We start from the raw sequence: 18810 nt of genomic DNA on the forward strand, positions 1-18810 counted from the left end.
CCCCCGTCAGACGGCGGCGTGCACCAACGCGTCCAGTTCCGCGGCCGACAGTTCGGCCGCGAAGGCGGCGCTACCAGGCTGGTGCCTGCGACCGCCGCGCCCGAGGTAGCCGGCGTCGACCGGGTCGAAGCCGAGGTCGCGTATCAGGCCCGCCACCACCGCCTTGGCCTCCTCGTCGTCGCCGGACAAGGGGATGGCCAGCCGGGCGGGGTCACCCTTGGGGCGCCCGCGGTCGCGCAGGTTCTGCCAGTGGATGGCGTTGAAGGCCTTGACGAGGTCGGCGCCGGTGAGAGCCCGTAGCTTCTCGCTGGAGGTGGTCCTGTCCTCGTCCAGATCGGGGTCGTGGCCGTCCCGCTGAGGGACGTGGTTGCAGGCGTCGACGACGACCTTGTCGCGCAGGTCGGCGATCGGCAGCTCGTTGATCCGCCCGTAGGGGATCGCGATGACGACGAGTTGCCCGAACCGGGCGGCCTCCTGAGCCGTCACGGCCCTGATCGGGCCGCTGATCTGCGAGACCAGGTCCTTGAGGGTCTCGGGGCCGCGCGAGTTGGCGATGGCCACTTCGTGGCCGATCCCGGCCAGTCCGGTGGCGAGTGTGGAGCCGACGTGACCGGCTCCGATGATCCCGATGCGCATGGTGTTTCCCCTGCCGGTGTCTGCGGGCGGGCGCTGGAATCTCCCGCGATCTGCAGACGGAGTTTCCGGATAAGCGCCGACGAAACGACCCTCGACCGGGCCCTCGTACGAGGCCCATGCCACCGTGCCGTCGCGCCGGCGCCCTGGACGGCGTTGCCGCACCGGCGTACGCGCACGAGAAAGGCCCACACGCCAGCTCGCGTCGCCCAAAGTGACGCATTGGTCACCGCATGTGTGAGTGGCCGCCGCCACCAACCCCTCTGCCATCCTGGCCCGGTGCAGAAGCCGAGCCCTGTCACCCCCGACTCCCCCACTCCGATACGCACTCCCCTCCTCACCCAGCAGTGGCTCGACCTCGCCTTCATCCACTGGGCCGTCGAACCAGCCGTCGTGGCGGGGCTGTTGCCGAGGGGAACCGTTCCCGACACGCATGACGGAGTGACGTACGCCGGGCTCGTCGCCTTCCGGATGCACCGGGTCGGATGGCTGCGTCTGCCCGGGGTGCCGTATCTGGGGACCTTCCCGGAGACGAATGTGCGCCTGTACTCGGTGGACGCGCACGGGCGCCGCGGCGTCGTCTTCCGTTCGATGGACGCCTCGCGGCTGATCCCGGTGGTGATGGGACGCGTCGGCTTCCGGCTGCCGTACCTGTGGTCCCGGATGGCCGTCCGCTCCGCCGGCGACACCGTGACCTACACCAGTTCCCGGCGCTGGCCCGGCCCGCGCGGCGCGTACAGCCGCATCACCGTACGGACGGGTGAACGCATCGAGGAACCAACCGAGTTGGAGCATTTCCTCACCGCCCGCTGGGGCATGCACAACGCCTTCTTCGGCTCGGCGTCGTATCTCCCGAACCACCACCCGCGCTGGCCCCTGCACCGCGCCGAGCTGCTGACCTGCGAGGAGAACCTCATCACCGCGGCCGGCCTGCCCGCCCCGGGCGACGCCCCGGTCAGCGTCCTGTACTCCCCCGGCGTCCCTGTTCTGCTCGGTCGCCCGTCCCGCCCGGCGGGCATCCCTACTCCCTGAGCCGTTCCGCGAGTGCCGCGACCAGGTCGGGGGATTGAAGCCAGGCGAGCAGGAGTCGATTGACCTCCTCGGGACGTTCCTGCTGCACCCAGTGGCCGCAGTTCTCGAGGATGTGGGACGAGACCAGGCCGGGGAGGGTCGTCGGGAAGGCCTTGACTGCGTCGGCCAGCCAGGCGAGGGAGGCGTCCTTTTCGCCGGCGAGGAAGAGGGACGGCTGGGTGATGGGGGCTCCGTCCCACTCGGCGAGGTCCTCCCAGTCCCGGTCGACGTTGCGGTAGCGGTTGAGTGCTCCGGTGAGTCCCGTGCGCTCGAACTCGCCCGCGTAGTGGTCGAGTTCTGCGTCGGTGAGCCAGGAGGGCCGGTCCTTCACGAATCGGTCGGCGAGCCGCCCGCCTTCGGGGACGAAGAAGACGCTGCCGTCTCCTGACGTGGGCATCGTGTCGGCCGACAGCGTGGCGTAGAAGCCCGCCAGCCAGCCCCGTACGTCCGGCTCGATCTCCGCCTCCGCCCGGCCCGGCTCCTGGAAGTAGCCGACGTAGAACTCCTCGTCCCCGCCGATCATGGCGAAGGCGTCGGTCGGGCGGATCGCGTTCCGTGGTGCGTACGGGACGCCGAGCAGTCCCACGGCGGTGAAGACGTCCGGCCGGAGCAGGGCGGAATGGGCCGCGATGGTCGCGCCCCAGTCGTGGCCCACGATCACGGCGGCCTCCTCGCCGAGGGCGCGGACGACCGCGGCGTTGTCCTCGACGTGTGCCGTCATCCGGTACGCCGCCACATCGTGCGGCTTGGAGGAACGCCCGTACCCGCGTACGTCGACGGCGACGGCACGGTAGCCCGCCGCCGCGAGCGCGGGGAGTTGGTGGCGCCAGGAGTACCAGGATTCGGGGAAGCCGTGCACCAGGAGGACCAATGGGCCCCTCCCCTGCTCGACCAGATGGATACGGCCACCTGGGACGTCCACCTGCCGATGCTGGGCGTCCGCCGGTGTGTACGGGTCCGCTACGTGCGACATACGTCCTTCTCGGGGTCGGAGGTCCACTGATCTCGATCGTCGGAGGTACGGCTGCGACATCGCGACCGAATTTGCTGTTCCGGCAACAAGGTCCCTGTCCACCGCCCCTTTGGATCGCGCCCGACCGTCGGGATCCGGCCGACTCCGAAGAGTGGGCGGGTTCGGTGAACCGGACGGTATGCCGGCACGTACTGAAGGAGGGCGTCCACCCTGCGTGGGCGCCCGCGCGGATGACGCTGTGTCAGGACAGGCGTACGGGAGCCATGGATGAGGCATGCACGACGGAACGTTCAGCGGTTCGCGCGGTTCGCCGCCATCGGCGGGCTGGTCTGCGGAGGGCTGATGGTCTCGCAGGCCATGGCGAGCGAGACGTCGGCCGAGTCGGACCAGCCGGGCGCCGTGACCCGGTCCGCCGACACGGGCCGGGGCCTCGTCTCCGAGCTGGGCACCGAGCGCACGGCGGGCACTTGGCTCGATGCCGACGGGCGCCCGGTGGTCGCGGTGACCGACGAGGAGGCGGCGGCGGACGTACGCAAGGCGGGCGCCCAGGCCAAGATGGTGAACCACAACATGCGCGAACTGCGGTCGGCCACCGCCACGTTGAAGGACTCGCCCCGGGTGTCCGGCACCTCGTGGTCGATGGACTACGCCAACAACCAGGTGGTCGTCCGCGCGGACAGCACCGTCTCCGCCGACGAGTGGTCGCGGCTGACCAAGGTCGCCGAGAGCATCGGGAAGTCCGTACGGATGGAACGCATCGAGGGCGAGTTCACGCCACGGCTGAACGGCGCCGAGCCGCTCTTCGCGGGCGCGGGCCGCTGCTCGGCGGGCTTCAACGTGACCAACGGCCGGGCCAACTTCATTCTGACGGCGGGCCATTGCGGGCCTGAGGGCACGACCTGGTTCTCGGACACACAGGGCACCCAGCAGGTCGGGACCACCGTGGACGGGGAGTTCCCCGGCAGTGACTACTCGCTCATTCGGTACGACACGGGCACCGTGCTCGAGGGACCGGACGTGGTGGCCGTCGGCAACGGCGAAGGCGTGCGGATCACCGGTGCGGCCGATCCCGCCGTCGGGCAGAAGGTCTTCCGCAGCGGGAGCACCACGGGGCTCCAGTCCGGCGAGGTGACCGGTCTCGACGCGACCGTGAACTACCCGCAGGGCACGGTCACCGGGCTGATCGAGACCACGGTGTGTGCCGAACCGGGCGACAGCGGCGGCCCGATGTTCGCCGACGGCACGGCGCTGGGCATCACCTCGGGAGGCAACGGGGACTGCGACAGCGGCGGTACGACGTTCTTCCAGCCGGTCACCAAGGCGCTGGACTCGCTCGGCGTGCAGCTGGCCGCCGATCCCGATGCGGCGGGCGGCGGGCAAGCCTCACCGTCGGCCCGGGACGACAACGCGGGCGCGGGCGACGACGCCGACAACGGGGCGGGCGCGGGCGTGCCGCCCGGCGGAGCCTCGACGGCGCCCGGCGGCGTGGGAGAGGTGGAGACCGTGCCCGAGGGCGGGTCGGACGAGGCCTCGTCACCGTTCGCGCGACTCGCGGAGTACCGGAATCTCGGGCCGGGGCTGCTGGTCATCGCCGGAAGCCTGATCGCGCTGGTGGCGATCCAGATCCGCATGGAGCGGGGGCGCAGGCAGTACCGCAACGAGTACTCGCAGAGCTGGGGCTGACGTGAGCGCCGTACCGTGAGCGGTTTACTGAGGGAATGACGCTTCCCCGCCCAGCGCCCGACGACCGCGCTCCTGTCATTGTCAGCACCGCCGGCTCCTTCGCGCGGAGTGTGCTGGACGAGCGGCACCCGGCCCTCATCGAGCGGGTACGGCAGGCCACGCCGTACCCGCCCGAGCAGCAGCGTGCGCTGAACGTCCTCCTGGAGGAGATCACCGAGGGAGTGATCGAGCCGCTGGACGACGACGAACCGGGTGCCGATCAGTGGCGGGACGAACCCCACTACGGGCAACGCTGGCCGGACGTCCCCTTCCTGTGGGCGGAGAGCTTCTTCTACCGCAAACTCCTCGCCGCCCTGCGCTACTTCACGCCCGGCCCGTGGCAGGGTGTGGACCCCTTCGCCCCGTTCAAGAACGCCGAACTCGCGAGTTCCAAGGTCGACGACGAACTCGCCGCACTCGACCGCCTCCCCCAGCTCCCCGCGGAAGAACAGGACCGCACGCCCCTGCACTCCTCCCTCTGGGGCAACCGTGCGGACCTCGGCTTCCAACTGTCCGCGGGCGCCAAGGGGTTGGGCGATCGCGTACCCGGACTGGTGGTGGACGACTCGGCCGCGCTGTGGGGGACCCTGGCCGCCGCTCAGCCCGGCAAGGTCTGCCTGGTGGCCGACAACGCCGGACCCGAGCTGCTCCCCGACCTCGTACTCGCCGACCACCTGCTGACCACGCGCCGCGCGAACTCGGTCGTCCTGCATCTCAAGCCGTACCCGTACTACGTCTCCGACGCCACCACCGCCGACGCCCTCGCCTGCCTGGACCGGCTGACCACCGCGTCCGGTCACGCTGCGGACATCGGCAAGCGGCTGCGGCAGGCCATCACGAGCGGCCGCCTGATCCTGCGTACCCACCCGTTCTCCTGCGCACCACTCCCCTACGCGCACATGCCGGCCGACCTCCGCGACGACTTCGCGTCCGCCACGCTCACGATCATGAAGGGCGACCTCAACTACCGTCGCCTCGTGGGCGACCGCCACTGGCCCGCCACGATCCCCTTCGCCGAGGTCACCGCGTACTTCCCGGCCCCGGTGGCGGCACTGCGCACCCTCAAGTCGGACGTCGCCACGGGCCTGCCGCCCCGCACCCTCGAGCAACTGGACGCGACCGGGGAAGCCTGGCGCACGAGCGGAACGCACGCTCTGATCCAGGTCAGCGCCTGACCGTTGACCGCACGGCAGCCCGCAACCCGGCGGCGCGCGTCGGAGTCGCCCACGAGTCGGGCTCGCGGGCGTTCGATTTCTGGCAGGCTCAGGGGCGTGCGTGACAGGTGGCGATGGGCTGGAGGCGTGTCATGGAGACGTTCGACTCGCAGGATCCCCTATCCGTCGCGGTGACCGAGGCGATCCGCGGAGGTGACGTGGCGGCGCTGCGGCAGTGCCTTGCCGAGCATCCCGGCCTGGCCACCGCGCGGATCGTCGAGCGCGGCAGTGGTGCGGGGAGCCGGACGCTGCTGCACATCGCCGCGGACTGGCCCGGTCATTTTCCCCACGGTCCCGCGGTGGTCGCCACGCTGGTGGCGGCGGGTGCGGATCCCAACGCCCGTTTCGAGGGGGCCCACTCGGAGACCCCGCTGCACTGGGCGGCGAGCAGCAACGACGTCCCCATGCTCGACGCGCTCGTCCAGGCGGGCGCCGACATCGAGGCCCCTGGTGCCGTGATCGGCGGCGGCACTCCCCTCGCCGACGCACGCGGTTTCGGCCAGTGGCGGGCCGCGCACCGACTCGTCGAACTCGGGGCGCGTACGACGATTGAGGACGCCGCGACGCTCGGCCTGCTGGACCGGGTGAAGATCTTCATCGAAGGCCCCGGGCCGGCCGACGACAAGCCGGCGGATCACGACCCGGTCGACCACGACGCCCTCACCCGTGCCTTCTGGGGCGCCTGCCACGGTGGCCAACTGGCCACCGCCGAGTACCTGTTGGAGCACGGCGCCGAACGCGACTGGATCGGCTACGACGACCGGACGCCGCTCGACATCGCCCGTGCCGCGGACGCCGATGCCGTCGTCCACTGGCTGCGCGAGCAGGGGGCGAAATCGCGCGCCCAACTGCCGTGAGCCCCGGCGCGGTCAGCGGGCCTCCGGCGACAGCAGCCACGTCAGTACGAGCATGGTCTCCAGGTGGCGTTCGGGATCGGGGCAGGTGCCGTCCGTCAGCTGGGAGATCTGGCGGAGGCGGTAGCGGACCGTCTGCTCGTGGACGTGGAGGCGTTCGGCGGTGAGGACGGCGTTGTCTCCGCAGCGGAGGTAGACCAGCAGGGTTTCGAGGAGGGGTTCCCGGCGGCGGGGCGGGAGTTCGAGGAGCGGACCGAGCAGGGTGGTCGCGGCGGCTTCGAGGAGGTCGCCGGACTGGAAGGCGGTCAGGACGGCCAGGTGGTCGACGCAGCGCAGCGGCGCCTCCGCGGCCAGCACCCCGCGGTCGACCAGGTCCAGTGCGCGCCGCGCCCAGTGCAACGACACCGCACCCTGGTCGACGGGGACGACGGGCCCGAGCACCGCGCCCTTGGCCTTCGGCAGCCAACCGCGCCCGGAGATACGGGGGTTGGGCACGATGAGGTATGGCGCGGCGGGGTTGCGGTCGGCGAGGACCTCGGGCGGCAGGACGTGGGTCTGCGGGTGGTCCCCCGGTGGCAGGGCGAGCACGGCGAGGGTGCGCGGCAGCTGCCACCCGGCGGCCGCGGCCAGCTCGGCGAGCGGCCGCGGAGCCTGCCCGGCCTCGGCGACCAGCGCGTCGCGCAGCAGGTCCCGCTGTACGTCGACCGGGGCCCGGCCGCACACGTCGTCGTAGCCGCGTGAGGCCGCCGCGATGGCCATGCTCATCAGCTCGAAGGCGTCCTCGGTGAGCTTCGTCAGCACAGGCTCCGGCCACTTCTCGCGGTACGCGTCCTCGATGAGCCGGCGGCACGCCACCCGCCCTCCGAGGTCGAGCGCGTCTCTCAGTACGTCGAGGGGGCGGCCGAGGCGGCCGTGCTGGGCGCCGATGGCCTCGTACAGGGCGATGAGCTCGGCGACGACGGCGGGGCTGGGCCGGGTCACGTCGTGAAGTGAGACGAAACAGCTCACCGTCTGGTCGATGACCTGGCGTACCGAAAAGCCGGCCGTGTCGTCCGCGATGTCCGAGTAGTCCGGCAGCCCGGAGCGTACGGCCTCCTCCATCTCGTCGACGACGGCCGGGATCTGCCGCAGCAGTATCCGGCGCAGCCCGCCTGGGAGTGGATCGGCGTCCTGTGCGTTCGCGAGGGTCAAGGTGCCTCCCGTGGAGTCCCGTGGGGCTGGACAATCATGCGGGACTCCTGTGACGTACGCCAGATTTCGCGCGCGAGCGCACGGCGAAGGTGTCATCCGCCTTACACTCCAGACCACGACGACTCACCCTCTCGTGCTAGGCGCTCCGCTGCAAATGCGGTTCGAAGCTGCGGGTTCATCGTGGCTGGTCGCGCCCCGCGGCGGAGCCGCCTATGTCACAGCCCCGCGCCCCTTACGGGGCGCGGACTTCACCAAGGCCGCCAAACAAGGGAGTTGCGACGTGGAAGCTGCCGAGCCGTTCTTATCCAGGCGCCCGTGGCACGAGCTGCCGCCGGCCCTCGCCCCGCGTCTGCGCACCCGGCTTCCGGAGCTCACCACGGAGATGGTGCAGGCCATCCGCCGGGAGGTACGGGGCTACCGGCAGCCGATCGGTTCCGCCGTCGCGCGTGATCTCGCCGATGCGGTGCGTCTGGCGGCCACCCAGTTCACCGAGCTGGTCGAGGAGCCGGACGCGCCGCAGCAGCACTATGTGCCGCGCTTCAGAAGGCTGGGCAGGCTGGAGTACCTGAGCGGGCGGGGCATGGACGGTCTGCAGGCCGCGTACCGTATCGGCGCCCGGGTGGCGTGCCGCCGTTATGTGGACGTGGCGCGGGACGCGGCGCTGCCGGGCGAGATCGCCGTTCCGCTCAGCGAGGCCGTGCTCACGCACATCCACGCGATGGCCGGGGAGGCGGTGGCGGGCTTCGAGGAGGCGCGGGCCGGTGCCGCCGACGACGTCCTGCGCAGCCGTCGGCTGCTCGTGGCACGGCTGCTGCAGCGCCGCCGCGATCCCCTCGCGGAACCGCTGCCGGATCTGGCCCGCAGGGCCGCCTGGCCGCTGCCGGAGCGGGTCCGCTGTGTGCTGCTGCCCGCCTCCGTCAAGGTGCCCGGCCTCGACGCCGATGTCCTCAGGGTGACCAGGGACGACGAGCTGCACCTGGTGGTGCCCGACGAGCGGCTGCTGACGGTCTTCCAGGGCACTGAAGCGGCGGTGGGCCCGGCCGTCCCCCTGGACGAGGCCTGGGTCTCGCTGCACTGCGCCCGCCTTGCCCGGCGCCTGGGACGGACGAGCGCCCAGGACCATCTCGCGGAGCTGCATCTGCTGCACGGCTCCCCGATCGGAAGTCTCCTGGCCGACCAGGTACTTGAGCCCTTGCGAGGCCTCCCGCCCGGCAAGGTGCAACGCCTCACGGACACGCTCGACGCGCTGCTCACCTCCACCGGGCGTACCGCCCCGGAAGTCGCCGCCGCGCTGGGCATCCATCCGCAGACGGCCCGCAACCGGCTGCGTCAGCTGACCGCGCTGTACGGCGACCGGCTCGACGACCCGGCGTTCCGCTTCGACGCGCAGCTCGCGCTGCGCAGCAGGTCAGCGCCACGTTCCTCGTTGCTCTGACAAACTTCCGTTCAGAATTCAGCAGTTGAACAAGAAGCGGTACTGAACTTCTGTCAGCATGCTCAGTCCGCATGAGACATGCGAGCACCCGCACCGCGAAACGACTCGGACTGCTCTCCGGCGCCGCCGCCCTGGCGGTGACCGGTGCGAGCCTCCTCCCTCAGCAGGCGCAGGCAGGACCCGGCGACTTCCAACGGGGTCCCGCGCCCACCGAGCAGTCCATCACCGCCGAACGCGGCCCCTTCGCCACGGCCCAGACCACGGTCGACGGCCCGACCTTCAACAAGGGGACCGCCTACTACCCCACCGACACCAGCCAGGGCACCTTCGGAGCCGTGGCGATCAGCCCGGGGTTCTTGTCGCCGGAGGCCGTCGTCAGCTGGTACGGCCCACGCCTGGCGTCCCAGGGGTTCGTCGTACTGACCCTGGAAACCAACTCCGGCACCGACCAGCCCGACGACCGGGCGACCCAGTTGGTCAACGCGCTCGACTTCCTCGTCCAGAGCAGCTCCGTGAAGAACCGTATCGACCCCAACCGCCTTGCCGTGATGGGCCATTCGATGGGCGGGGGCGGCTCGCTCAAGGCCTCGGAGCTGCGGCCTTCACTCAAGGCCGCCATTCCGCTCATGCCGTGGAACAACGACAAGACCTGGCAGGGCGACCGGGTACCCACGATGATCATGGGCGCCCAGAACGACGCCATCGCGTCACCGGCTTCGCACGCGAAGCCGTTCTACGACAGCCTCACCTCCGCACCGGAGAAGGCGTACCTGGAACTGAGGGGCGAGGGCCACCTGGTGGCGGTCTCCCCGAATGTGACGATCGCGAAGTACAGCATCGCCTGGCTGAAGCGGTTCGTCGACGAGGACGTGCGCTACGAGCAGTTCCTGTGCCCGGCTCCGGCACCGAACCAGCAGATCAGCGAGTATCGGAACACCTGTCCCACGGGTTGAGGGGTCACCCGGACCGGCTCTGGTCTCCGAACCGATCCTGGTCTCCGGACCGGTCCGGGAGCACGATCTCCGCCCAGAGGGAGTCGTGGTCGGAGTAGTCGCTGTGCTCGGTCTGGCTCCACTTGACGGTGACGGACGGGGGGACGAAGAGGTAGTCGATCTTTCTCAGGCCGTAGGTCGCCTCACCGGCCCGGCAGGGCACCGTCCAGTTGTTCATGTAGTTGCCGCACGGACTGCCCGCCTCCTTGAACTCCCCCGTCGCCCCGTCCCCGTACCCGCGGTGATAGAAGCTGTCGGTGGGCGCCTCCTCGGCGGTCGTGTTGATGTCGCCCAGGAGGAACTTCCGGTAGCCGCGGTAGGTGGTGGCCAGGAGCCGCTTCGCCTCGGCGGCCTCCTTCTGGCGGGCTTCCTGAAGCACGGGAGCGGAACCGCTCGACATATGGATCGAGCACACCGCCAGGCGCCGTTCTTGCGAGCGTATGCAGAGCATTTCGCGCTGCTCACGGCCGGCCGGTGAACCGAGGTCGTGCCCACCGCCGGCCGGAGGGGTGAAGCCGAGGTCGTCGCGGTAAAGGAGGGCGTTGCCGAATTCGGAGTCGTGCCAGCACCGCGCGGGGGTGCCGGCCTCCGGCACCACCGGGTCGAACACCGTCGAATAGCCGGGGAGTTGGCTGTCGAGCCGCTCCGTCCAGTCGCGGCATCCCTCCTGGATGGTCACGAAGGCCGGCCGGCGTTCTTTGACGGTGCGTACGAAGTCGTCGGCGGCCTCCTCGCCCGCCGCCCCGTACTTCGGGTTGCCGCCCGCCATGTTGAAGGTGCCGATCCGGTACGTCGTCGCGGCCGGGCCCGCCTGTATGGGCGCCGGACCCTGCGGTACGGGATCCGGGTTCGCCCGCAGGGGCGCCGCGCTGGGAGACAGGCCGATGAGCAGCAGCACGAGGGAAGCCGCCGCCATGACGACCCGCTGGCGGGACGAAGGCGAGGCCGGCTTCGATGACGCTGCCATGAACGCAGTGCCCCCCATCCTGCTTCCGCTGCCCCATCACCATGGCACAGCGCCATCCTTCACTGGAACAACAGGAGTTCTGGTCAGGTGATCCACACGGAGGCCGAAACTCGCCGTTACCGCGGGCATAGTTGACCCGGGCCCGACCGTGGGGGGCGTGGAGGTGGTGGGGTCAGGTGAAGGGACGGCCTTTCGGCGGCAACCAGCTTCAGTACTCGTCGTACTCGTCGCCTCCGCGGACCTGAGCGGGCCCCCGTCGCCCCGGAGGTAACACCCCGGGGCCACGAGGGGCCTGGGTCACTGCTGCGGCGGGCGGTCCTGGCGGTCGCCGCCGAACTGGTCCTTGAGCTTGTCCTGGGCGGTGTCGACCTGGCCGCTGTACTTACCCTGGGTCCTCTCGTCCACAGCGTCGCCGCCCTTGTCCACGCCCTTGGACGTCTGCTCCGGGTGGCCCTTCAGCATGCTCTTGATCTTGTCCATCATGGACATGAGACATCCTCCTGATCAGCTCACCCCCACCTATCCAGGTTCACGGCAGGTGGGGGGTTTCGCATCCCAGGGACGTGGGGTGGGAGCGGGGCGGACGGAGGACTATGCCTCTGTCCGGCACTCCGGGTGGCCCCAGCCGTCGGGGTTCTTGGCGATGGTCGCGCCCGCCGCGTAGGCGCGACCGCAGCGGCAGCGGCCCGGGAACTTGGCCTTGAGTGTGCGGGACGAGGAGGCGGCGGCGGAGGTCCGCTTCTTGGGAGACGCCGCCTTCTTGCCGCCGGACGACGGGGGCGGCTCCGGCGATCCCTGTTCACTGCCCGCCGGTTCCTGGACGAACGCGGCCTGGCTCGCGGCCCGGTCGGCGAAGTCGTTGAGCGGGTCCCCGCCGACCTGGTGCGCGGGTACGTAGCGGAAGTCCACCTCGCGGCCCTCCAGCAGCTCGTCGATGCGTACGACGAGGTCCTGGTTGGCCACCGGCTTGCCCGCTGCCGTCTTCCAGCCGTTGCGCTTCCAGCCGGGCAGCCAGCTCGTGACGGCCTTCATCGCGTACTGCGAGTCCATCCGGATCTCCAGCGGCACGCCCGGCTCGACGGCCGCCAACAGCCGCTCCAGCGCGGTGAGTTCGGCGACGTTGTTGGTCGCCGTCCCCAGCGGTCCGGCCTCCCACGCGACGGGGGTCCCCGTCGCGTCGGCGATCACCCAGGCCCAGCCGGCCGGCCCTGGGTTTCCCTTCGACGCCCCGTCACACGCGGCGATAACGCGTTCAGCCATGCGTACGATCATGCCAGAGCGCTCCGCTGGGTTGTGCGGCTCCAAGCTGCGGCTTGTTTCGAAGCTGCGGGCTCGTTGTCGCTGGTCGCGCCCCGCGGCGCAGCCGCCTATGTCAAGCGGATCACCGTCCGTCCCTCATGCCTCGCTGTATGTTGAACCACTGTGGGAGACCAAGGAGGCGCACCGGTGCCATCGCCGCAGCGGGCTCGCGCGCAGGCGTCCGCGATCAGCTCGGGCAAGGCGGTACCCGAGGCGGAGGCCGCCCCCTCCTCGCGTTTGCGGGCGCTCTTCGACGGGCCGCGGCTCTCCCCCGGCCAGCGGCGTATCGCTCAGTATCTGATCGAGCACATCACCGAGGCCGCCTTCCTGTCGATCACGGATCTCGCCGACCGGGCGGGCGTGAGCCAGCCCTCGGTGACGCGCTTCGCGACGGCGGTGGGCTTCAGCGGCTATCCCGCGCTGCGGGAGCGGCTTCAGTCGATCGCGCTCAGTACGCTCGCGTCCGCGCCGGACGCCGCCGAGGAGGCCCGCCCGAACGAACTCCAGGCGGCCGTCGACTCCGAGATCGACAACCTGGAGAACCTGCGGCGCGACTTCGCCGATCCAGAGCGGGTGATCGAGATCGGCCGGGCACTGTCGCAGTCGACGCCGCTGACGGTCCTGGGCTTGCGGATCTCGGGCTCGCTGGCCGAGTACTTCGCGTACGCCGCGCGCCGTATCCACCCGGACGTCCGGCTTGTGACACGGGGCGGCAGTGTCGCGTACGACGCACTGCTGCAGTCGCGGGAGGCGGGCGGGACCTGGGTGCTGGCCTTCTCCATGCCACGGCATGCACACGAGACGCTCACGGCCCTGCGGGTCGCCAAACGCGCGGGCCTGCGCGTCGCACTGATCACCGACCTGGCGCTCGGCCCGCTCGCCGACGAGGCGGACGTGGCCTTCGCCTCCGGTACCGGCGCGCGCCTCGTCTTCGACTCGTACGCCGCGCCGGTCGTGATGTCAGCGGCCCTGCTCCAGGCGATGACCGACGCGGACCCCGAACGCACACAGGCCCGACTCGACGAATACGAGCAGGGCGCGGAACAGCACGCTTTCTTCCTCAAGGACTGAGCAACGGACCGAGGAAGGTTGAGTACGGACTGCACCGTAAAGGTCCGAAGTCCACCGGAACGCGGCGGTCACCGCCCGCAAGGCATGATTCGGCCGTATTCAACGAGGCACTCACATGAATTTTTTCATGCGCTTGCTTACCCGACGGTATATATGAATACTGCTCGCTGATCGGGAGTCCCCCGAACCGCCCGCCGCCTCGGAAATGCGATGACGATGTCCCTGACGTACTCACCGATCAGCACGGACTGGCCCCGCCAGGTAAAGACGCCCGGCAACCGGGACTGGGAGCGGTCGGCGGCCAAGTGGCTGCGCGAACTGGTGCCCTCCCGCTACGGCAGCTACCCGCTGCTGATCCGCGAGCCCGTTCTGCTCGCCCGCCATGCGCAGATCCAGCTCCAGCAGGAGATCCGGGTCATCCGCACCGCGCTGCACAGCGCCCGCGCCGAGCTGCCCTCCATGGGGATGCCGGAGTCCGTCATCGAGCACACCATCAAGCTGTACGCTGCGGAACTCACGCAGCTGAACCACATCGCCCGCGGCGTACGCGTCGTCACCCAGGCCCTGGTGGACAGCAACAGCGGACGCACCGGACGCTGAGCCGGCCAGACACCGCTCGCCGCCCCGGCGTCCGGGGCGCGTATCGCGCGACACATGGCACTGAGTTCCCTTTCGTGAGCGCACTGAGTGCCATTTCCCCTGGCCGATGCTAGGTTTCCGCACATGACCGTTCCGAAGCCGCCGATGCGGGACGCGCTCGTGGCGGCGGCGTTCCAGTTGTTCCTGGAGCGGGGGTACGAACAGACCACCGTCGATGACATCGTGGCGCTCGCCGGGGTCGGACGGCGGTCCTTCTTCCGGTACTTCCCGTCGAAGGAGGACGTGGTCTTCCCGGACCACGAGCGCTGCCTGGCCGATATGACCGGGTTCCTGGGCCGCGGCGGCGACGAGCACGACCCGGTGGCGCGGGTCTGCGACGCGGCCCGCCTGGTGCTGCGCATGTACGCGGAGAACCCGACGTTCTCGGTCCAGCGTTACCGCCTCACCAAGAAGGTCCCGGGGCTGCGCACGTACGAACTCTCGGTGGTCTGGCGGTACGAGCGGGCCCTCGCCGAATATCTGCGCCGGCGCTTCGCGGGGCGGCCCGACGGGACTCTGCGGGCCGATGTGATCGCCGCGGCCGTCGTCGCCGCGCACAACAACGGGCTGCGGTCGTGGCTGCGTTCGGACGGCGAGAGCGACGCGAGCGCGGAGGTCGACCACGCGCTTGCCCATGTGCAGCGGACCTTCACTCCTGGCACCTCTGACACCTCTGACACCTCTGACACCCCTGATACCCGTGGCGCCGGTCCCGGCGAGGCCGCCGCGGAGGATGTCGTCGTGCTCGTATCCCGGCGCGGGGCGCCGATGTGGCGGGTGGTCCAGGAACTCGAGGCGACGCTGGAACGCCGACCCGACTGACGGAACAGAGCAAACCGAGGGAACTGAGTGCCTTTACGTGTGGCACTCCGTGCCATACGCTGGATTCGATGCGGCGCACAGCAGTTGCGCGCGCCAGCACATCAGATTCCGGCCCAGTGCAGGGAGATGACATCGTGTTCCACCCGGGAAGCCGGACCACGGCGGGCGTACTCGACGCGGAGACGGCGACGACCTCGAAACCGGCCGAAGAAGGGCTCCACTACCAGCGCTGCCGCTGGTGCGGGACCGCCATGTTCCACCGGCTGCTCTGCCCGGTCTGCGCGGGCAGCGACCTGCGGACGGAACGCAGCGCGGGCCTGGGCGTCGTACGCCACGCCACCATCGTCCATCGCAACACCCCGGCCGCCCGCAATGTGTCCCTCATCGAGCTGGCGGAGGGTTTCACCGTGCGGGGACGCGTGCAGGGCCCGCTCATCGCGATCCGGGTCGGCGACCGCGTGCAGCTCACCACGGCCGCGGACACGGTGCGCCGGGAGCCCGTGTTCAAGCTGTGCGAAGAGCCGTACTCCGGCTGGTTCTGACCGGCTCCTGACGCGCGCGGGCGGGCTCGTGCGGGAACACTGGCAGGGTCAGCTGCCCGCGCGGAGCGTGGAGGAACCCATGCATGCCAAGGACGTTCTCGTCGACGCGTACGGTCGCATCCAGGAGGAGGTCCACGCCGTCGTCGAGGGACTCTCCGCGGACGAACTGAACGCCCGCCTCGACGGCGAGGCCAACTCGATCACCTGGCTCGTCTGGCATCTCACCCGCGTCCAGGACGACCACATCGCCGATGCCTCCGGCCTCAAGCAGCTCTGGCTCGCGCAGGACTGGGCGGACCGCTTCGGCCTGAACCTCCCCCGCCGGGACACGGGTTACGGTCACACCGCATCGAAGGTCGCGAAGGTCCGGGTGGACTCGGGTGAGCTGCTCCTCGGCTACCACGACGCGGTCCATGAGCAGACGCTGGATTTCCTGCGCGAACTGGACGACGACGAGCTCGACCGCGTCGTCGACGAGAGCTGGTCGCCGCCCGTCACCCTGGGCGTCCGTCTGGTCAGCGTCCTCTCCGACGACTTGCAGCACGTCGGGCAGGCGGCGTTCGTGCGGGGGATCCTGCGAGCGCGATGAGGGCCGTGCATGCCGTGTATTCGGCTGTTCCAGGGACACTCGCGTGAGATACGGGTCCGTCGGCCATGTCGGAGGAACAGGGGCCCACGCACGCGGAGGAGTCGGGAACCATGCGGCACGACGAGCTGATCGCAAAGGTGCGGGAGCGGGCAGAGCTGCCCGACCGGAGTTCCGCCGAGCGGGCCACGCGGGCGGTGCTGTCGACGCTGGCGGAACGCATACCCGACGGGCTTGCCGATCATCTGGCCGCCCAACTCCCCGCGCAGCTGGCTGAGTCGGTACGCGAGAGGGTGTCCTCGCCCGCCGGGAGTGATGAGCGGCGCGGCTCCGGTGAGCGCTTCGACCTGACCGCGTTCGCGGGGCGGGTCGCCTGGCGCGCCGGGGTGCCCGAAGATGCCGCTCTGCGGGAGGCGGTCGCGGTCTTCGAAGTCCTGGACGCGGCGGTCGCACCCGAGGAGATGGAGAAACTGGCGCGCGTCCTGCCCACGGACATCCGTACGCTGCTGCCGGTCGCCCGGGCCGACATCACAGAGACATAGCGAACCAGGCACCGCCCCTCAGGCGATGTCGCCCTCGCTCGAGTCGGCCCGTCCCCGTGGAGGTTCAACGGCGGAGTTCACGTCCGTGGCGATGTCGAACGCGTCCGAGAGCCGGGTCAGCCGCAGGAGGCGTCTGTGGCGTGGGTCGTCGAGGACGAGGAGCAGCCGGCTCCGCTGGCCCCGCAGCCGGTTGCGGATCCGGCACAGCATGGACAGGCCGCTGCAGTCCAGGAACGTGACCTTGCGCAGATCGAGCACCAGCTGACGGGGCTGGGTGGCGCACACGGCGTCGAGGGAGGTCACCAGCTCGGTCGTGGCCAGGAGGTCGAGCTCTCCGGAGAGTTCGATGACCGTGCTGTCGCTCAGCCTCCGTTCCCGGAGGCCGTACGTCGGTTGCTGCACCATCGTCCCCACCCCCTTCGGGGTGTGCGCATGTGCGTCGTCATGGCGTCGGGGGTGAGTGGGACGGCTCTCCCTTGGGAGGCGGCTACCCCTTGTGGGCCACACCAATCGAGTCGTACACGACCCGCAGAGCCTGAGCCTCTCCTTTCGCATGGCCCACGATCGCGGGGGTACTCGCCGTTCGCCCGACCCCCTCACCCACCAGCGAGAACGCACTCGGAGGCGGAAGGAGTGGAGTTCATGCGATTCCGTGACCGACAGCAGGCCGGTGCGGCCCTGGCCGAACGACTGCTCGTGCGCCGGGAGGAAGGCGCCCTGCCCGATCCGGTCGTGCTCGCTCTGCCGCGCGGTGGCGTCGTGGTGGCCGCCGAAGTGGCGCGGGCGCTCGACGCCCCGCTGGATGTGCTGGTCGCCCGCAAGATCGGAGCGCCGTTCCAGCCGGAGCTCGGCGTCGGCGCGATCGCCGGAGAGGACGAGCCGTTCTTCGACGAGCGGGCGCTGGACCGGCTCGGGCTGAGCAAGGCGGCCCTGGAGCCCATCGTGGAGCAGGAGCGGGACGAGTTGCACCGGCGTGAACAGCTCTACCGCAAGGGCAGAGCGATCCCCGAGCTGACAGGCCACACCGCTGTCGTGGTGGACGACGGCGTGGCCACCGGAGTCACCGCACTCGCCGCCCTGCGTTCCGTACGGCGCCACGATCCCGGCCGCGTCACGCTCGCCGTCCCGGTGTGCTCGCCGGAGGCGGCGCTGCTGATGCGGGAGGCGGCGGACGAGGTGGTCTGTCTGCACGAGCCGGTGGCGTTCATGGCGGTCGGGCTCTGGTACGAGGAGTTCGACCAGGTCACGGACGACGAGGTGCTCGACGTCCTGCACGGGTTGTCGTGACCGGACAGAAGATCCTGCTCACCGGGTGGTTCAGCTTCCTGGAAGGGGAGGCAACGGCCGGTGACGTACTCGCGCTGCGGCGGGTGGAGCAGGCGCTGGCCCGCGAGGGCCTGTCGTACGACACGGCGTGGAGCCCCGGTTTCCTCCCCGAGGCCCTGCACCTGGCGGACGTACGGCCGGATGCGTACTCCCACCTGGTGTTCGTCTGCGGGCCGCTGCACGGACCCCAAGTCGCCCGGCTGCACGAGGAGTTCAGGGCCTGCTGGCGTATCGCGGTCGGTGTCTCCGTGGTCGATCCCGAGGATCCCGCCGTCACCGGGTTCCACCTCGTGCTGCCACGGGACGCTCCCGGTACGGATCCGGCGCTGGACCTGTCGGCGAGCGCCCCGATCGGACGGCCCACGCCCGTCGTCGGGGTGATCCTCACACACGGCCAGCAGGAGTACGGGCCTCGTCGGCGGCACGGCGATGTCGCCGAGGCGGTGACGCGGTGGCTCGCGGGCAAGGACTGTGCGCCGGTCGAGCTGGAGACGCGTCTCGATACGCGGGACTGGCGGCTGGACTCGACTCCCGAGCAGTTCCAGTCCGTGCTCGCCCGCCTGGACTGTGTCGTCACCGACCGACTGCACGGACTGGTGCTCGCGCTGCGAACCGGAATCCCGGCGCTGGCGATCGATCCGGTCGCCGGTGGCGCGAAGCTGACCGCTCAGGCGCGCGCCTGCGACTGGCCGGCCCTCGTTCCGGCCGAGCGGCTGGACGCCCGCCAGCTGGACCGCTGGTGGGACTGGTGCCTCACATCGGGGCGTGCCGCGGCTCGGCAGAGCAGGGACGAGTTCCTGCACGAGCCTGCCCGGGACGGCGTGCACGGGCTCGTCGAGGCGCTGTCGGCCCGCCCCCTCCGGTCGGGGCCGTCGTCCGGTTAGTTCGCCGGAGTGCGGGGCACCCGTGGTGACCGAACACCGCCCGTCGT

21 protein-coding genes are annotated in these 18810 nt (G+C 70.4%); 14 read left to right on the forward strand and 7 right to left on the reverse strand.

All coding sequences use genetic code 11. The annotated features are described in order from the left end of the window. Nucleotides 1–6: 6 nt before the first annotated feature. Nucleotides 7–636 (reverse strand): NADPH-dependent F420 reductase, encoded by a 630-nt coding sequence (locus tag ABD357_RS42795; protein ID WP_344397034.1) that lies wholly within the window; start codon nt 634–636, stop codon nt 7–9. Nucleotides 637–912: 276 nt separating this feature from the next. Here ABD357_RS42795 and ABD357_RS42800 point away from each other — a divergent pair, with 276 nt between their 5' ends. Then, nucleotides 913–1665, forward strand: coding sequence for a YqjF family protein (locus ABD357_RS42800; RefSeq protein WP_344397036.1), 753 nt, complete (start codon nt 913–915; stop codon nt 1663–1665). Here the strand turns inward: ABD357_RS42800 and ABD357_RS42805 are convergent. After that, a complete protein-coding gene (locus ABD357_RS42805) occupies nt 1655–2677 on the reverse strand; it encodes an alpha/beta fold hydrolase (RefSeq protein WP_344397037.1) in 1023 nt (340 codons plus the stop codon). The two genes, ABD357_RS42800 and ABD357_RS42805, sit on opposite strands and share 11 nt — an antisense overlap. A gap of 267 nt (nt 2678–2944) precedes the next feature. On the opposite strand from ABD357_RS42805, the gene ABD357_RS42810 reads away from it, so the two are divergent. The 3 genes from ABD357_RS42810 to ABD357_RS42820 all read left to right on the forward strand — a co-directional run bounded on the left by ABD357_RS42810 (nt 2945) and on the right by ABD357_RS42820 (nt 6470). Further along, a complete protein-coding gene (locus ABD357_RS42810) occupies nt 2945–4360 on the forward strand; it encodes a S1 family peptidase (protein WP_344397038.1) in 1416 nt (471 codons plus the stop codon). A gap of 35 nt (nt 4361–4395) precedes the next feature. Beyond that, the gene (locus tag ABD357_RS42815; protein WP_344397039.1) at nt 4396–5574 is read left to right on the forward strand and encodes a damage-control phosphatase ARMT1 family protein; all 1179 of its coding nucleotides are present in this window, start codon (nt 4396–4398) and stop codon (nt 5572–5574) included. A 131-nt stretch (nt 5575–5705) separates the two neighbouring features. After that, complete coding sequence (locus ABD357_RS42820) at nt 5706–6470, forward strand: ankyrin repeat domain-containing protein (protein WP_344397041.1); 765 nt, start codon at nt 5706–5708, stop codon at nt 6468–6470. Nucleotides 6471–6482: 12 nt separating this feature from the next. Here ABD357_RS42820 and ABD357_RS42825 read toward each other — a convergent pair whose 3' ends face one another. After that, on the reverse strand, nt 6483–7658 hold the full coding sequence (locus tag ABD357_RS42825; RefSeq protein WP_344397042.1) for a PucR-like N-terminal domain-containing protein: 1176 nt from the start codon (nt 7656–7658) through the stop codon (nt 6483–6485). Between the two features lie 280 nt (nt 7659–7938). On the opposite strand from ABD357_RS42825, the gene ABD357_RS42830 reads away from it, so the two are divergent. Both ABD357_RS42830 and ABD357_RS42835 read left to right on the forward strand, forming a co-directional pair. Further along, nucleotides 7939–9093 (forward strand): PucR-like N-terminal domain-containing protein, encoded by a 1155-nt coding sequence (locus ABD357_RS42830; RefSeq protein WP_344397043.1) that lies wholly within the window; start codon nt 7939–7941, stop codon nt 9091–9093. A 71-nt stretch (nt 9094–9164) separates the two neighbouring features. Next, the gene (locus tag ABD357_RS42835; RefSeq protein WP_344397045.1) at nt 9165–10046 is read left to right on the forward strand and encodes a poly(ethylene terephthalate) hydrolase family protein; all 882 of its coding nucleotides are present in this window, start codon (nt 9165–9167) and stop codon (nt 10044–10046) included. A 4-nt stretch (nt 10047–10050) separates the two neighbouring features. Here ABD357_RS42835 and ABD357_RS42840 read toward each other — a convergent pair whose 3' ends face one another. The 3 genes from ABD357_RS42840 to ABD357_RS42850 form a co-directional block, all read right to left on the reverse strand. Beyond that, the gene (locus ABD357_RS42840; RefSeq protein WP_344397047.1) at nt 10051–11052 is read right to left on the reverse strand and encodes an endonuclease/exonuclease/phosphatase family protein; all 1002 of its coding nucleotides are present in this window, start codon (nt 11050–11052) and stop codon (nt 10051–10053) included. Between the two features lie 297 nt (nt 11053–11349). After that, entirely contained in the window at nt 11350–11541 is a 192-nt protein-coding gene (locus ABD357_RS42845) for an antitoxin (protein ID WP_344397048.1), read from the reverse strand. A 102-nt stretch (nt 11542–11643) separates the two neighbouring features. Then, nucleotides 11644–12324 carry a ribonuclease H family protein gene (locus ABD357_RS42850; protein WP_344397050.1) on the reverse strand — a complete coding sequence of 227 codons (681 nt, stop codon included), beginning with the start codon at nt 12322–12324 and terminating at the stop codon, nt 11644–11646. A 174-nt stretch (nt 12325–12498) separates the two neighbouring features. On the opposite strand from ABD357_RS42850, the gene ABD357_RS42855 reads away from it, so the two are divergent. From ABD357_RS42855 to ABD357_RS42880, 6 genes are all read left to right on the forward strand, one after another. Next, nucleotides 12499–13422 carry a MurR/RpiR family transcriptional regulator gene (locus ABD357_RS42855; RefSeq protein WP_344397052.1) on the forward strand — a complete coding sequence of 308 codons (924 nt, stop codon included), beginning with the start codon at nt 12499–12501 and terminating at the stop codon, nt 13420–13422. A gap of 216 nt (nt 13423–13638) precedes the next feature. Beyond that, nucleotides 13639–14022 (forward strand): hypothetical protein, encoded by a 384-nt coding sequence (locus ABD357_RS42860; protein ID WP_344397624.1) that lies wholly within the window; start codon nt 13639–13641, stop codon nt 14020–14022. Nucleotides 14023–14166: 144 nt separating this feature from the next. Beyond that, nucleotides 14167–14883, forward strand: coding sequence for a TetR family transcriptional regulator (locus ABD357_RS42865; RefSeq protein WP_344397626.1), 717 nt, complete (start codon nt 14167–14169; stop codon nt 14881–14883). Between the two features lie 134 nt (nt 14884–15017). Then, nucleotides 15018–15425, forward strand: coding sequence for a Zn-ribbon domain-containing OB-fold protein (locus ABD357_RS42870; protein ID WP_344397053.1), 408 nt, complete (start codon nt 15018–15020; stop codon nt 15423–15425). A gap of 79 nt (nt 15426–15504) precedes the next feature. Further along, nucleotides 15505–16014 (forward strand): mycothiol transferase, encoded by a 510-nt coding sequence (locus ABD357_RS42875; RefSeq protein WP_344397054.1) that lies wholly within the window; start codon nt 15505–15507, stop codon nt 16012–16014. A 110-nt stretch (nt 16015–16124) separates the two neighbouring features. Next, nucleotides 16125–16553: a DUF2267 domain-containing protein gene (locus tag ABD357_RS42880; protein WP_344397056.1), complete on the forward strand. Its 429-nt coding sequence runs from the start codon at nt 16125–16127 to the stop codon at nt 16551–16553. 18 nt (nt 16554–16571) lie between these two features. Here ABD357_RS42880 and ABD357_RS42885 read toward each other — a convergent pair whose 3' ends face one another. Then, on the reverse strand, nt 16572–16958 hold the full coding sequence (locus tag ABD357_RS42885) for an STAS domain-containing protein (protein ID WP_344397058.1): 387 nt from the start codon (nt 16956–16958) through the stop codon (nt 16572–16574). A 237-nt stretch (nt 16959–17195) separates the two neighbouring features. Between ABD357_RS42885 and ABD357_RS42890 the strand changes: the two genes are divergently transcribed. Together ABD357_RS42890 and ABD357_RS42895 are read left to right on the forward strand one after the other, a co-directional pair. Continuing rightward, nucleotides 17196–17840 carry a phosphoribosyltransferase gene (locus ABD357_RS42890; RefSeq protein ID WP_344397060.1) on the forward strand — a complete coding sequence of 215 codons (645 nt, stop codon included), beginning with the start codon at nt 17196–17198 and terminating at the stop codon, nt 17838–17840. After that, nucleotides 17837–18763: a polysaccharide pyruvyl transferase family protein gene (locus ABD357_RS42895; RefSeq protein WP_344397062.1), complete on the forward strand. Its 927-nt coding sequence runs from the start codon at nt 17837–17839 to the stop codon at nt 18761–18763. The genes ABD357_RS42890 and ABD357_RS42895 overlap by 4 nt, the downstream gene beginning before the upstream one ends. Nucleotides 18764–18810: the final 47 nt, after the last annotated feature.

It is taken from the genome of Streptomyces vastus, assembly GCF_039532825.1.
In the GTDB taxonomy this organism is placed as follows: Bacteria; Actinomycetota; Actinomycetes; order Streptomycetales; family Streptomycetaceae; genus Streptomyces; species Streptomyces vastus.